The sequence below is a fragment of the Brachyspira intermedia PWS/A genome (genome assembly GCF_000223215.1).
GTDB lineage: Bacteria > Spirochaetota > Brachyspiria > Brachyspirales > Brachyspiraceae > Brachyspira > Brachyspira intermedia.
Genome location: NC_017243.1, coordinates 314003 through 328719, shown reverse-complemented (window position 1 = coordinate 328719; position 14717 = coordinate 314003). Strand labels below are relative to the sequence as shown.

At 29.9% G+C, this 14717-nt stretch carries 13 protein-coding genes and 1 pseudogene; 13 read left to right on the top strand and 1 reads right to left on the bottom strand.

From position 1 onward, the window contains the following. Positions 1-209: 209 nt before the first annotated feature. Positions 210-641 (bottom strand): ATP-binding protein, encoded by a 432-nt coding sequence (locus tag BINT_RS01485; protein ID WP_014486791.1) that lies wholly within the window; start codon positions 639-641, stop codon positions 210-212. Between the two features lie 161 nt (positions 642-802). On the opposite strand from BINT_RS01485, the gene BINT_RS01480 reads away from it, so the two are divergent. From BINT_RS01480 to BINT_RS01420, 13 genes and pseudogenes are all read left to right on the top strand, one after another. Continuing rightward, positions 803-1921, top strand: a complete 1119-nt coding sequence (locus BINT_RS01480) for a DegT/DnrJ/EryC1/StrS family aminotransferase (RefSeq protein WP_014486790.1) — start codon at positions 803-805, stop codon at positions 1919-1921. Positions 1922-2113: 192 nt separating this feature from the next. Beyond that, on the top strand, positions 2114-2764 hold the full coding sequence (gene deoC, locus BINT_RS01475; RefSeq protein ID WP_014486789.1) for a deoxyribose-phosphate aldolase: 651 nt from the start codon (positions 2114-2116) through the stop codon (positions 2762-2764). A gap of 54 nt (positions 2765-2818) precedes the next feature. Further along, positions 2819-3637, top strand: coding sequence for a nucleoside phosphorylase (locus BINT_RS01470; RefSeq protein WP_014486788.1), 819 nt, complete (start codon positions 2819-2821; stop codon positions 3635-3637). A gap of 18 nt (positions 3638-3655) precedes the next feature. Further along, positions 3656-4441, top strand: a complete 786-nt coding sequence (locus BINT_RS01465; protein WP_014486787.1) for a nucleoside phosphorylase — start codon at positions 3656-3658, stop codon at positions 4439-4441. A gap of 46 nt (positions 4442-4487) precedes the next feature. Further along, positions 4488-5570 (top strand): BMP family lipoprotein, encoded by a 1083-nt coding sequence (locus BINT_RS01460; protein WP_041177159.1) that lies wholly within the window; start codon positions 4488-4490, stop codon positions 5568-5570. 43 nt (positions 5571-5613) lie between these two features. Next, complete coding sequence (locus BINT_RS01455; protein WP_041177158.1) at positions 5614-6687, top strand: BMP family lipoprotein; 1074 nt, start codon at positions 5614-5616, stop codon at positions 6685-6687. A gap of 13 nt (positions 6688-6700) precedes the next feature. After that, positions 6701-7777 (top strand): BMP family lipoprotein, encoded by a 1077-nt coding sequence (locus BINT_RS01450; protein WP_014486784.1) that lies wholly within the window; start codon positions 6701-6703, stop codon positions 7775-7777. A gap of 67 nt (positions 7778-7844) precedes the next feature. Further along, the gene (locus BINT_RS01445) at positions 7845-8924 is read left to right on the top strand and encodes a BMP family lipoprotein (protein WP_041177157.1); all 1080 of its coding nucleotides are present in this window, start codon (positions 7845-7847) and stop codon (positions 8922-8924) included. Positions 8925-9079: 155 nt separating this feature from the next. Further along, on the top strand, positions 9080-10609 hold the full coding sequence (locus BINT_RS01440; protein ID WP_041177156.1) for an ABC transporter ATP-binding protein: 1530 nt from the start codon (positions 9080-9082) through the stop codon (positions 10607-10609). A gap of 36 nt (positions 10610-10645) precedes the next feature. After that, positions 10646-11494, top strand: a pseudogene (locus BINT_RS01435) (Rpn family recombination-promoting nuclease/putative transposase). 419 nt (positions 11495-11913) lie between these two features. After that, entirely contained in the window at positions 11914-13029 is a 1116-nt protein-coding gene (locus tag BINT_RS01430) for an ABC transporter permease (protein ID WP_014486780.1), read from the top strand. Between the two features lie 31 nt (positions 13030-13060). Continuing rightward, entirely contained in the window at positions 13061-14014 is a 954-nt protein-coding gene (locus tag BINT_RS01425) for an ABC transporter permease (protein WP_014486779.1), read from the top strand. Between the two features lie 400 nt (positions 14015-14414). Continuing rightward, on the top strand, positions 14415-14687 hold the full coding sequence (locus BINT_RS01420) for a hypothetical protein (protein ID WP_014486778.1): 273 nt from the start codon (positions 14415-14417) through the stop codon (positions 14685-14687). Positions 14688-14717: the final 30 nt, after the last annotated feature.

The following is a 14717-nucleotide window of genomic DNA, read 5'->3' as shown; positions in this document are numbered from 1 at the left end:
AAATTTAATATTCACTAGGGTGGGAATGCTTTTTCTTAACAAAACATTAAATAATATAATAAAATTATAAATACTATAAAAATAAAAAAACAAAAGGGCGGGGAATTAAAATAAAGCAATAAAAAATATAGTTTTAAATATCTATAAATATAGGATTATAAGCGTATAAAAATATAATTGAATGATATAATTTTATTAACAATAATAAATTAACTTCTATTTTTAATTATTACTATTCTTCTTCCATTGTTCTCAAAATAAAAATCATCTGTATATAAAGAAATGAGAAATATTCCTCTTCCGCTGTCTTTATAAATATTATCCTGCGATTCTGTTAAACATATCATAGCAGAAAAATAATCAAATCCATCACCTTCATCTTCTATTATCACTTTAATCATTTCATCATCAATATAAAAATACATACTTACATTTTTATTATAATCATTGTTATTTCCATGAATGATTGCATTAGTTAAAGCTTCCTCAAAAGCTATTTGAAAAGCATCGCACTCTTTTACTCCATTAGAATGTAAAAAATCTAAAAAATCATTGGACACTTTAGGCACTAATAATCTATCGCTAGGGATTTTTAGGGACAATCTTTTTTCTACTTTATTTCCGCAATATTCTATACTCATAGTTCAACTCTATAATACTATAACTAATTACATTATATATAACTATAAAGTATAGAAAAATAAGCCCCATTGTCAAGTTTTTTAAAATATAAAAATATTGACATTAATTCTATTTTGAATACAATTTAATTGTTATTTTATTTTTTTATAAAGGATTTTTTATGAAATATATGAACCTTTACAGAGGATACGAAAAGAGAAAAGAAGCTATTGACAAAAAAATATCTTCTATTATAGAAAGAAGTCAATTCGTATTTGGTGCAGAATTAGATGAATTAGAAAAAGAATTGTCAAATTATACAGGAGCTAAATATGCTGTAGGTGTATCATCTGGGCATGTTGGTTTGGTACTCTCTCTTTTGGCATTAGGATTCAATGCTGGTGAGGATCATTCTCAAAAGGAAGTTATAGTTCCTGCTATGACATTCTTCTCAACTGCTGAGGCCCCTGCTTTCTTAGGAATGAAAGTAAGAGTTTGCGATATTGATGAATATTTCAATATGGACGTAAAAAAGCTTGAAAGTTTGATCAATAAAAATACTGCTGCTATTATACCAGTTAATTTATTTGGACAATGTGCTAATTATGATGTTATATTAGATATTGCTAAGAAAAATAATATATTTGTTATAGAAGATGCATGCCAATCATTCGGAGCTAGCTATAAAAATATAAAATCCTGTTCCGGAAAATTAGGCGATATTGCTGTAACATCATTTTTCCCAGCTAAACCATTAGGCTGTTTTGGAGACGGTGGAATGGTGTTTACTAATAATGAAGAATTATATAAAAATCTTAAGCAGCTTCGTCATCATGGTGATGAAGGCGGAATGATCCATGTTAAATTAGGAACTACAGGAAGACTTGATAATTTACAGGCTGGTATTTTGCTTGAGAAATTCAAAGGATTTGATGCTGATATGGATCATAGAAGAAGTGCTGCTGAATACTATAATGAAAAATTAAAAGATGTAGTAAAAGTACCTCAAGTAGCTGAATATACACAAAGCGTACATGCCCAGTATGTTATACAGGTAGAAGATAACAGAGATGAAGTAAGAGCTAAATTAAATGAATTAGGCGTACCAACTGCACTTTATTATCCTCATCCTATACATTTAGCACCTGTATTAGTTAAGAAGTTAGGATACAAAGAAGGTGATATGCCTGTATCAGAATATGCTTCAAAACATAATATAGCTTTGCCTATAGATAATGATATTCTTAGAGAAGAACAGGATATGGTTATAGAGGCTGTCAAAAAGGTAGTTAATAAATAATTAATTTAGAATTATGATAAAAGCAGGTGTTCAGGCACTTGCTTTTTTATTTTCAATTTAAATAAGAAAATTCTCTTTTAATTTTTATAATATCATGATTTTAATAAATTAATTTATATACTAATAATATATAACATAAAAATTTGACAAATAGAACAATGTTTTATATCATATTTAATATGAGGAGAAAATATGAATAATCTTAATAAATTAATAGACCATACCATTTTAAGACCAGATGCCACAATAGATGATATAAGAAAGCTATGCATAGAAGCTAAAGAATACGGATTTTATTCTGTATGCGTAAATTCAGCCTATGTAAATGTAGCTTACAATTTTCTTTTGCATTCAGATGTAAAGGTATGTTCAGTAGTAGGCTTTCCTTTGGGTGCTATGATGAAAGAGGCAAAAGCTTATGAAACAAAAGTTGCAGTGGATAGCGGAGCTGATGAAATAGATATGGTTGTAAACGTTGGTTTCTTAAAAAGCAAAAAAATAGATCTTTTTGAAAGAGATATAAAAAAAGTAAGAGATGCATGCCATGCCAGTGTATTAAAAGTAATTATAGAAACTTGTCTTCTAACAGATGAAGAAAAAGTATTGGCATGTAAAATAGCTAAAGAATGCGGTGCCGATTTTGTTAAAACTTCAACAGGATTTTCTACAGGCGGAGCAACAGAACATGATGTAAAACTTATGCGTGAGGCTGTAGGAAAAGAAATGGGAGTTAAAGCTTCAGGAGGCATAAAAACTTATGAAGATGCTTTAAAAATGATTGAAGCAGGTGCAAATAGACTAGGAACAAGCAGCGGTATAGCAATAGTAAAATCTTCTATGTAATTACAGTTATGATTATGTAGTTATTAATGTAAGTAAAGCAGGAGATAATCATCTATGGAATATAATGAACCAAAAGCATTCTATGATGAAGAGGCATTTAAAAATAATCTTCTTCAATACCATATAAAATTAAAAAAAGGCGATGTAGCAAGATATGTACTTCTTCCAGGCGATCCTAAAAGAGTGGGATACATTGCAAAATTTTTGGATAATCCTGAATTAAAAGCTGATTACAGAGAATATGTTACTGTAACAGGTAAATATAAAGGAGTAGATGTTTCTGTAACTTCCACAGGTATAGGAGGCCCTTCAGCTTCAATAGCTATGGAAGAACTTATTAAAGTAGGTGCTGATACATTTATAAGAGTTGGAACTGCAGGAGGACTTAGCCTTAAAGTAAAGCCTAATGATTTGGCAATAGCCCAGGCTGCAATAAAAGATGAAGGCACCACAAAAGAATATATACCTCTTGAATATCCTGCTATTGCCAATACTGATGTTATGCTTGCATTAAGAGATGCCGCTAAAAAAATAAATGCTAATTATCATATAGGCGTTGTTCATAGTAAAGATTGTTTCTATGGAGAATTAGAACCTCAGAATTCTTTTTTCAGAGAAAAGTTTGAAAATAATCTTAAATATTATACCTTATGCGGTGCCATAGCTTCAGAGATGGAATGTGCCGCTCTTTTTGCCTGTGCCTCTTTAAGAAAGGTGAGAGCCGGCGGAATAATGCATATAGTAGAAAATACTATGATTGAAAGAATGGGTACTCATTTAGAATATAGCGATAATATAGAAAATATGATATTAACAGCATTAGAAGCTATTATTTTATTAAATGAGAAAGACAAAAAAGCTGAAAAGAAGTAATTAAAGAGGTAATCAAATATGTTTCCAAAAGCCTATTATCAAGAAAATGAAAATCTAGTTCATCATTTGAAATTAAAGAAAGGTGATGTCGGAAGATATGTTATTATGCCGGGAGATCCTAAAAGATGCGTGAAAATTGCTAAAAGATTTGATAATGCCAAATTAATAGCTGATTATAGAGAATATGCAACTTATACAGGATATATAAACGGAGTTAAAGTTTCAACTACTTCTCATGGTATAGGAGGCCCTTCAACTGCTATAGCTCTGGAAGAACTTATAAAAGTTGGAGCTGATACATTTATAAGAGTTGGTACTTGCGGAGGTATGAATATTGATGTATTGCCTGGAGATGTTGTTATAGTTAATGGTGCTATAAAAGGCGGCGGTACAATGGATAATTATATACCTAAAGAGTTTCCATGCGTACCTAATATAGATGTGCTTGAAGCTATGATTGAAGGAGCTGATAAAATCAAAACAAGAACTCATGTTGGTGTGGTACAATGCAAAGACGCTTTTTATGCTCAGCATGCACCTGAAAGTATGGCAGTAGACAAAGAATTATTATATAAATGGGATAGTTATATCAAAGCAGGCTGTTTAGCTTCTGAAATGGAATCCGCTACATTATTTGCAGTAGGTGCAGCTAAAAATGTAAGAACTGGAGCTGCTATGCTTGTTTTACATAATCAGGAAAGAATAAAAAATAATATTAATGACCCAAAAGATTATACTGGAGAAGAAGCAATAGATTTGATAATAGAATCAATTAAAATTTTGATAGAAAAAGATAAAAAATAATAACAATATAAACAACAATAATAAAAAATAATTTTAGGATGTAATTATGATTAAAAAAATTATGTTATGTGTTTTATTTATCATTTCTTTATTTGTGTTATCATGCGGCCAACAAGCAGATAAAGATACAAATACTTCTGAAATAGCTGTACTTATAGATTTAGGGCCTATAGATGATAAATCTTTCAATCAGGGTTCTTGGGAAGGAGTAAAAGATTATGCTGAAAATTACGGCATAACATACAAATATTATAGAGTTCCTGATAAAGATATAGATTCTTATTTGAATACTATAGACCTTGCAGTTAGATGCGGAGCTAAACTTATAGTAACTCCAGGATATATGTTTGAACCTGCAATTTATAAAGCACAGGATATGTATACAAATGTACATTTTATATTGATAGACGGAGAACCTCAGGACGGAACTTATACAGATTATAAAACATCATCTAATACTGTTGCCATTCTTTATTCAGAAGAAGAAGCAGGATTCTTGGCAGGATACTCTATAGTAAAAGAAGGATATACTAATTTAGGATTTATGGGAGGGGTTGCACACCCTGCAGTTGTAAGATTCGGATACGGATTTGTACAAGGTGCTGATTATGCTGCTGTTGAATTAAAATTACCTAAAGATTCTGTAAATATAAAATATACTTATGTAGGTAATTATGATCCTACTCCTGAAAATCAAACTTTAGCAACTTCTTGGTATAGAAACGGAGTTCAGGTAATATTTGCTGCTGCTGGTGCTGCTGGAAATTCTGTTATGAGTGCTGCTGAAAATAATAATGGATTAGTTATAGGGGTTGATGTTGATCAAAGTTTTGAATCTCCTACAGTTATTACATCTGCTATAAAATTGATAAGAGAATCTGTTTATAATGCTGTTGCCTCTTATTATAATGGTAATTTCAGCGGAGGAAAAACTACTGTATTAGGTGCTCAAGTTAAAGGTATAGGGCTGCCTATGAATACATCAAAATTTAAAGTTTTTACACAAGATGATTATAATATAATATATGATTCTCTTGTAACCAAAAATATTAAAGTATTAAAAGATACTGATGCAGAAAGTGTTGAAAAATTACCTTTAAATTTAGTAAAAATTGATTATATAAAATGATTATATCATAAAAATATTTGTCAGTAATGGGTGAATTATAAATATGAATAAATTTCTTACTTTTTTTATTATGATTGTTTTTCTGTATGCTGTTTCATGCAATGATATAGATGGAGAGGAAGCATCTGGTTATGAAATAGCGGTTATTGTAAGAAATATAGATGATAAATCATTTAATCAAAGTACTTGGGAAGGCGTGAAGGATTATGCTGAACATTACGGCATAAGCTATAAATATTATAGAGTTCCTGATAAAAATGTACAAGAAACATTAAATGCAATAGATATAGCTGTTCGTATGGGGGCAAAATTGATAATAACGCCAGGACATATATTTGAAACTGCTATTTATAAAGCACAGGATATGTATACTAATACACATTTTATTTTGATAGATGGAGAACCTCAGGACGGAAGTTATAATGATTATAAGACAGCAAAGAATACTATTGCTATTCTTTATGCCGAAGAAGAGGCAGGATTTTTAGCAGGATACTCTATAGTAAAAGAAGGATATACAAATTTAGGAGTTCTAGGCGGTATGGCACTTCCTCCTGTTATACGATTTGGATACGGATTTGTACAGGGGGCAGAATTTGCAGCTGATGAATTAAAAATGCCTAAAGGAAGTATAAATATAAAATACACTTATGTTGGAAACTATGATAATTCTCCGGCAAATCAAGCTTTAGCTGCATCTTGGTATAAAAGCGGAACACAGGTAATATTTGCTCCAGCAGGAGGTGCTGCTTATTCTGTTATAAATGCTGCTGAAAATAATGAAGGTTTAGTTGTAGGAATTGATGTGGATCAAAGTTTTGAATCTCCTACTGTCATTACTTCTTCTATGAAATTGATAAGAGAATCTGTTTATAATGCTGTTGCTGCTTATTATAATGGGAATTTCAATGGTGGAAAAACTTTTATATTAGATGCTAGAGTTAAAGGAATAGGACTTCCTATGAATACTTCAAAATTTAAAGTTTTTAAAGAATATGATTATAATATTATATATAACTCTCTTGTGAAAAAAAAGATTAAAGTATTAAAAGATACTGATGCAGAAAGTGTTGAAAAATTACCTTTAAATTTTGTCAAAATTGATTATATAAATTAATTAGGAGATCGGTATGAAAAAAATTTTTAGCTTTATAATAATTACTACAGCTTTTATATTAATGATTTCATGCTCTAAAACTACAACAAAAGAGGGAGAATTCGATATAGCATTGATAACAGAAGGTGAAATAGATGATAAATCATATAATCAGGGAGCTTGGGAAGGATTAGTTAGATATGCTGAAAATTCAGGAAAATCATATAAATATTATCAAGCTACAGAAAAGACTACAGAGGCATATATTGATGCTATAGATTCAGCAGTTAATGAAGGTGTAAAATTGATAATAACTCCTAATTTTTTATTTGAAACAGCAGTATACAAATCTCAAGATAAATACCCAGATGTAAATTTTATAATTATAGACGGTGTTCCTCAAGACGGAACTTATACTGATTTCAAATTAGAAGACAATGTTCATGCAGTGCTTTATGCTGAAGAGCAGGCAGGATTTTTAGCAGGATATTCAATAGTAAAAGAAGGTTATACTAATTTGGGTGTTATTGGCGGTATGCCTGTTCCTCCTGTTATAAGATTCGGATATGGATTTGTACAAGGTGCTAATTATGCAGCCAAAGAATTGAATATGCCTATTAGAAGCATTAAAATAAATTATACTTACATAGGTAATTTTTATGATACTCTACAAAATGAAGAACTTGCCTCTTCTTGGTATCAAAATGGTGTACAAGTAATATTTGCTCCTGCAGGCGGTGCTGTTAAATCTGTTATAAGTGCCGCTGAACAAAATAATGGATTAGTTATAGGGGTTGATGTTGATCAAAGTTTTGAATCTCCTACTATTATTACATCAGCAATAAAAAGAATAAGAAATTCTGTTTATAATACTGTTGATTCCTTTTATAATGGTACTTTCAAAGGAGGAGAAATTGCTGTATTAGATGCTACAGTTAATGGTATAGGACTTCCTATAAAAACTTCTCAATTTAAGAACTTTACTGAAAATGATTACAATGCAATATATAAAGAACTTTCAGACGGCAATATACAAGTATTAAAAGATAGAAGTGTTAAAACAGTAGAAGAACTGCCTGTAGATATAGTAGAAATTAATTATATAAAATAATCATAAATTAATATGGCTTTAATAATTTTTAGCAAATAAATATATTAAAAATAGGAGACATCAAATTATGAAAAAATTTCTTGTTTTAATCATTGCTGTAATGAGCTTCATTCTAGTAGTTTCATGCGGCGGCGGCGGAAAAAAATCTGGAGGATATGAACTAGCATTAATAACAGATGTTGGTACTATAGATGACAGATCTTTCAATCAGGGCTCTTGGGAAGGATTAACAAAGTATGCCCAAGAGAAAGGAATATCTCATAAATATTATCAGCCTGCTCAAAAAACTACTGATGCTTATGTTGATGCTATAGATTTAGCAGTATCAGCAGGTGCTAAATTGGTAGTAACTCCTGGATTCTTATTCGAGCCTGCAGTATATAGAGCTCAAGATACTCATCCAAATGTAAGTTTTGTACTTTTGGACGGAACTCCTCAAGACGGAACTTATACTGATTTCAGAATAGAAAAAAACGTTTATTCTGTACTTTATGCTGAAGAACAGGCTGGATTTTTAGCAGGATATGCTATAGTAAAAGAAGGATATACTAATTTAGGTGTTATGGCTGGTATGGCTGTTCCTGCTGTTATAAGATTCGGATATGGATTTGTACAAGGTGCTAATTATGCAGCTAAAGAATTGAATATGCCTACAGGAAGCATAAAAATTAACTATACTTATATAGGTAATTTCAATGCTACTCCTGAAAATCAAACTTTAGCTACTTCTTGGTATCAAAGCGGAGTACAAGTAATATTTGCTCCTGCAGGTGGTGCTGGAAACTCTGTTATGAGTGCTGCTGAACAAAATAACGGATTAGTTATAGGTGTTGATATAGATCAAAGTGCTGAATCTCCTACTGTTATTACTTCTGCTATGAAAATGCTTGGAGAATCTGTTTATAATGCAATAGATGACTTCTATAACAATAAATTCCCTGGCGGAAAATCTGTTATACTTGATGCTAAAGTTAATGGTATAGGACTTCCTATGGCTACTTCTAAATTCCAAAAATTCACTCAAAATGATTATGATACAATATATCAAAAACTTAATAATGGAAGCGTAAAAGTTCTTACTGATAAAGATGCTAAAGATGTTAATCAATTACCTTTAGATATAGTTAAAGTTAATTTGATACAATAAAAAAGTATTAATTACAAAATATATTCAAAAGAGATACTGGATATAAATCTGGTATCTCTATTTTTTTATAAATATTTGACAATTCAAAATCATTTAACTATATTTTATATATAAATGTTTTTAAATTATTATATAAAATGATGATAGGAAATATAATGGAAAATTCAGAATATGTAGTTGAAATGCTTAATATTACTAAACGTTTTAAGGGTATAGTAGCAAATGATAATATTACTATACAATTAAAAAGAGGTGAAATACATGCTTTGCTTGGTGAGAATGGAGCTGGAAAATCAACCTTAATGAGTGTTCTTTTCGGACTTTATAAACAGGAAGAAGGAGTTATTAAAGTTAATGGCAAAGAAGTAAATATTGATAATCCTAATACTGCTAATGCTTTGGGTATTGGTATGGTGCATCAGCATTTCAAATTAGTTCATAATTTCACTGCTTTAGAAAATATCATGCTTGGTGTAGAAACCGTTAAAAATGGAATACTTCAGGTTGATGATGCAAGAAAGAAAGTAATGGAATTAAGCAAAACTTACGGTCTTGAAATTTATCCTGATTCTTTGATAAGCGATTTAACTGTAGGTATGCAGCAGAGAGTGGAAATTTTAAAAATGCTTTATAAAGATAATAATATACTTATTTTCGATGAGCCTACTGCAGTACTTACCCCTAGTGAAATAGAAGAGCTTATGAAAATTATGAAATCCTTAACTAAAGAAGGAAAATCTATTCTTTTCATAACTCATAAATTAAATGAAATTAAAGAAGTTGCTGACAGATGTTCTGTACTTCGTAAAGGTAAATATATAGGTACTATTGATGTAAAAAGCACTACAAAAGAAGAGATGTCTGAAATGATGGTTGGAAGAAAGGTATCTTTAGTAGTAGAGAAAACAGAAGCAAAACCTAAAGATATAATATTATCAGTGAAAGACCTTAATGTAAAATCTTCTCATAGTGAAAAAAATATTGTTAAAAATGTTTCTTTCGATGTTCGTGCCGGAGAGATAGTATGTATTGCCGGTATTGACGGAAACGGTCAAAGCGAGCTTATATATGCACTTACAGGATTAATTGAGATGTCAAGCGGAAGCATTCATTTAAATGGAAAAGACATCACTAATTTATCTATAAGAAATAAAACTCTAAGCGGAATAGGACATATTCCGGAAGACAGACATAAACATGGACTTGTACTTGATTATACTCTTGGAGAAAATACAATACTTCAAACTTATTTCACAGAAAGATTTCAAAATAAAGGCTTCTTAAAATTCAAAGAAATAGAAAATTATGCCAATGAACTTATAAAAAGATTTGATATAAGAAGTGCAGAGGGTGCTAAAACTATAGCTAGAAGTATGTCAGGAGGTAATCAGCAGAAAGCTATAATAGCAAGAGAAATAGACAGAAATCCGGATTTACTTATAGCGGTTCAGCCTACAAGAGGATTAGATGTTGGGGCTATAGAATATATACATAAAGAATTAATAAGACAGCGTGATAATGGAAAGGCTGTTTTACTTGTTTCTTTAGAGCTTGATGAGGTTATGAATTTAAGCGACAGAATACTTGTTATATATGAAGGTGAAATAGTAGCTAATGTTAATAATAAAGATTTAACTATTAATGAACTTGGTCTTTATATGGCAGGCTCTAAGAGAAGTGCATAAAGTTAATGAAGATATGATATTTTATATAATTGAATTATGAGAAGTAATAAAGATTTTAATGTTTTGAATGATTATTTTGTGAGATATCTTTTTTCTGATAAAGGAAGTGAGTCTATATTATTGGATTTCATCAACTCTATAATGCTTGATTCTGGCATGAAAACTTTTAGATCAGTAGAGATATTAACTCCATTTAATTATAAAGAAAATTACGGAGATAAAGAAACAATTGCCGATGTACAAAATGGTTCGGTTGTTATAATAGAAATTCAGCTTCAAGGCAATTCAAGATTTCCAGAAAGAATATTATACTATTGGGCTTCTAATTATAGCAAACTTTTAAAACAGGGCGAAAAATATGATGCTCTAACTCCAGTAATAAGTATAAATCTTCTTAATTTTAATTTAGATGAAAGTAATAATATACATTCCTGTTATATGATTTATGATACAGTTAATCAAAGACTTTTAACAGATCATTTACAGATACATATAATAGAACTTAAAAAATTTCAGTATAATTTATTAAAACCTGATTTAAATTGCTGGTTAAAGTTTTTTACTATGAAAGAGAAAGATAATAAGGAGAAAATTATGTCCGAATTAGTTAAAGAAAAACCAATAATGGAAGAAGTACAAAGAAAATATAATAATTTTATAAAAGACAGACTTATGATGAATGAATATGATAAAAGACAGGCATATTTATACGGCAATCAAATAATGCTTGAAGAATAAAGAAGATTAGGAATTGAAGAAGGTATAGAAAGAGGTAAAAAAGAACAGCAAATATCTATAGCTAGAAATTAAAAAAAATCAGGAATAGATATAAAAATAATTAGTAAGAATACAGGTTTGAGCATAGAAGAAATAAAAAAACTATAATAAAAAATTTGTGAGTGCCGGACATTCGTTAGAATGGCAGGGCCTATTAACGAACAAATTTTTTATAAAGGATATAAGAAAAAATTATGAGCCTATTTTAAGTTTACTTAAAATAGCCTAGAAGCGAATAATTTTTTATAAAGGATATAAGAAATAGAAAAACTATAATAAAAAATTTGTGAGTGCCTGACATTCGTTAGAATGGCAGGGCTTATTAACGAACAAATTTTTTATAAAGGATATAAGAAAAAAATTATGAGCCTATTTTAAGTTTACTTAAAATAGCCTAGAAGCGAATAATTTTTTTATAGATAGATAAATAAATAAAAATAAAAAATGTGTGAGCGACAGCGAACAAGTTTTTATAAAAAATACTAGATAAAATTATTAATAATGTATTGTTATAAAAGGAGTGCTTAATGGATTTCAAAAACAAATTGGCTGGTATTTTGGAGAAAGAAGGATTTGTTAATATATTTTCTTCTTTTCTCGCTATTATTATAGGGCTGCTTCTGGGTCTTATAATACTTCTTATAAGTAATGTTCATGATGCTTTTCCCGCTTTTATGACAATACTTTCAGGAGGATTCTCTGGAGGCTCTAGAGGAATGGGACAGGTTATATACACTGCCACACCTTTAATACTCACAGGTCTTTCGGTTGGATTCGCTTTTAAAAACGGACTTTTTAATATAGGAGCTCCTGGACAATTTATAGTAGGGGCTTATGCTGCTGTATTAGTGGCAGTAAAATGCACATTTCTTCCGCCTGCTCTACATTGGTTTGTAGCTTTAATAGTTTCTTTTATAGCCGGAGGACTTTGGGCTTATTTACCGGGTTTTTTGAAAGCTCATTTCAATGTTAATGAAGTTATTTCAAGCATTATGATGAATTATATTGGTATGTATTTGGTTAATTATCTTGTTACGCTTACAGTTTATGATATGCTTAAAAATCAGTCGCAAAATATACCTCCTTCTTCTATGATTCCTACTATGGGGCTTAATGTTATATTCAGAGGTTCAAGTGCTAATGGAGGATTTTTCATCGCTGTTATTGTAGTAATAATAGTATATATAATTCTTTCTAAAACTACATTCGGTTTCGAGCTTAAAGCATGCGGACTCAATAAAGATGCAAGTAAATATGCAGGCATCAACGAAAAAAGAAATATAGTTCTTTCTATGGTTATAGCTGGAGCTTTGGCAGGACTTGGTGGCGGACTTTTATATCTTTCTGGTGTTGGAAAGCATATAGAAGTAGTTGATATACTTGCAGAAGAAGGATTTATGGGAATACCTATTGCATTGCTTGGACTATCTCACCCTATAGGAATATTAATTGCAGGGCTTTTCATTGCTCATATTACTGTAGGCGGTTTTTATATGCAAATATATGATTTTACTCCTGAAATTATAGAGATGATTATATCGTCTATAATATATTTCAGTGCTTTTGCTTTGCTTTTCAAATCTATTGTTGGATTTATATCTAAAAAGCTAATCAAAAAAGAAGAAAAGAATGCTAATGAGTAAAGAATAGAAAATATAAAAGGAGATTTTTTTAATGGATACAATTTATTTTTTAGTACAGCAGACAATGTTTTTTTCTATTCCGCTTTTACTTGTAGCATTAGGCGGAATGTTCTCTGAAAGAAGCGGTGTAGTTAATATTGCACTTGAAGGCATAATGATAATCGGAGCTTTTGCAGGAATATTTTTTATAAGCAGATTAGGAGCTAATTTCCCTCCTATGATTACATTATTTTTAGCTATGATTATATCTGCTTTATCCGGTCTTATATTTTCTCTTCTTCATGCTTATGCTGCTATCAGTATGAGTGCCGATCAGGTTATAAGCGGTACTGCTTTAAATATATTTGCACCTGCTTTTGCTATATATGTTACAAGAGCCATTCAAACAGTTCAGCAAATAAGTTTTGTTAATAATTTTAGAATAGAATCTGTACCTATACTTGGAAGCATTCCTATAATAGGAGGATTATTCTTCAAAAATACATACATAACAACATATATTGGATTCATAATATTAGCTTTATCTTGGTTTGTGCTTTATAAAACTAGATTCGGACTTAGACTTAGAAGCTGCGGAGAGCATCCTCAGGCTGCAGATTCTGTTGGTATTAATGTTTATAAGATGCGTTATATTGGTGTTGCTATATCAGGAGCATTAGGAGGTTTGGGCGGACTAGTATTTGTTATTCCTACTTCTACAAACTTCAATGCTACTGTTGCAGGTTACGGATTCTTAGCTTTAGCAGTATTAATATTCGGACAATGGAAGCCTATGAAAATACTTTATGCTGCTTTCTTCTTTGGGCTTATGAAAACATTAGCTTCTGCCTATTCTGGAATACCTATACTGGCAAATCTTCCTATATCTAATAATATATACAAGATGATTCCTTATATAACAACTATAATAGTGCTTGCATTTACCTCTAAAAATTCACAAGCTCCTAAAGCATCAGGTATTCCTTATGATAAGAGTGTAAGATAATCTATAATTACCGCATATAATATAAAAGGCTGAGAGTTTTACGGCTCTCAGCTTTTTTATTATAAGTTCTTAATAAAAAAATTATAACGCACGGTTAATACGCTTTATATATAAATACAATTATATTAATTTAATAATTACATATTTATAATTTTATTATTCGTGCGGTAAATATACATCAATTTTTTTTAAAAAAACTTGGGTGGGCAGCTAAAATAACAGTGAAAACAAAAAGAAAAATAATACAAAAATATCAAAAATAAACTATAAGCCTAAAGGGCGGGCAAATGTAATTAAAGTTTTTAAATTTTATTACATACAAAATGTCAAAATATTGACTTTATATTTTATTTAAATATACTATTAATTATGTATAATTTTTATAAGTGGATGTAAAGATATGGCTAATTATGAAGAATTAAATAACTTAATGGAAAATATAGATCATCAAATATTATTCGATAATGCTTTGAAAATAAATGAATTATTGAAAGATGATATTCTATTAGATGATATGATGAGCGAAAATTTATTTGTTTACTATTTTGAATTATTGGAAATGATAAAATCAAATCCAGAATCTTATCAAATATCAGATATAGACAATGATGAAAAAATCAAAGCAATAAACAGTATTATAAGAAAAATGGAATTATCTTTTATAGAATTCTAATTTTTATTTTTTTATAAATCCTGTTATAAA

Excerpts from the sequence above, each read along its gene's own strand:
- BINT_RS01455 (WP_041177158.1), top strand. The coding sequence starts at position 5,614 with ATGAATAAATTTCTTACTTTTTTTATTATGATTGTTTTTCTGTATGCT.
- BINT_RS01480 (WP_014486790.1), top strand. The coding sequence starts at position 803 with ATGAAATATATGAACCTTTACAGAGGATACGAAAAGAGAAAAGAAGCT.
- BINT_RS01465 (WP_014486787.1), top strand. The coding sequence starts at position 3,656 with ATGTTTCCAAAAGCCTATTATCAAGAAAATGAAAATCTAGTTCATCAT.
- BINT_RS01460 (WP_041177159.1), top strand. The coding sequence starts at position 4,488 with ATGATTAAAAAAATTATGTTATGTGTTTTATTTATCATTTCTTTATTT.
- BINT_RS01420 (WP_014486778.1), top strand. The coding sequence starts at position 14,415 with ATGGCTAATTATGAAGAATTAAATAACTTAATGGAAAATATAGATCAT.
- BINT_RS01450 (WP_014486784.1), top strand. The coding sequence starts at position 6,701 with ATGAAAAAAATTTTTAGCTTTATAATAATTACTACAGCTTTTATATTA.
- BINT_RS01425 (WP_014486779.1), top strand. The coding sequence starts at position 13,061 with ATGGATACAATTTATTTTTTAGTACAGCAGACAATGTTTTTTTCTATT.
- BINT_RS01445 (WP_041177157.1), top strand. The coding sequence starts at position 7,845 with ATGAAAAAATTTCTTGTTTTAATCATTGCTGTAATGAGCTTCATTCTA.
- deoC (WP_014486789.1), top strand. The coding sequence starts at position 2,114 with ATGAATAATCTTAATAAATTAATAGACCATACCATTTTAAGACCAGAT.
- BINT_RS01440 (WP_041177156.1), top strand. The coding sequence starts at position 9,080 with ATGGAAAATTCAGAATATGTAGTTGAAATGCTTAATATTACTAAACGT.
- BINT_RS01485 (WP_014486791.1), bottom strand. The coding sequence starts at position 641 with ATGAGTATAGAATATTGCGGAAATAAAGTAGAAAAAAGATTGTCCCTA.
- BINT_RS01470 (WP_014486788.1), top strand. The coding sequence starts at position 2,819 with ATGGAATATAATGAACCAAAAGCATTCTATGATGAAGAGGCATTTAAA.
- BINT_RS01430 (WP_014486780.1), top strand. The coding sequence starts at position 11,914 with ATGGATTTCAAAAACAAATTGGCTGGTATTTTGGAGAAAGAAGGATTT.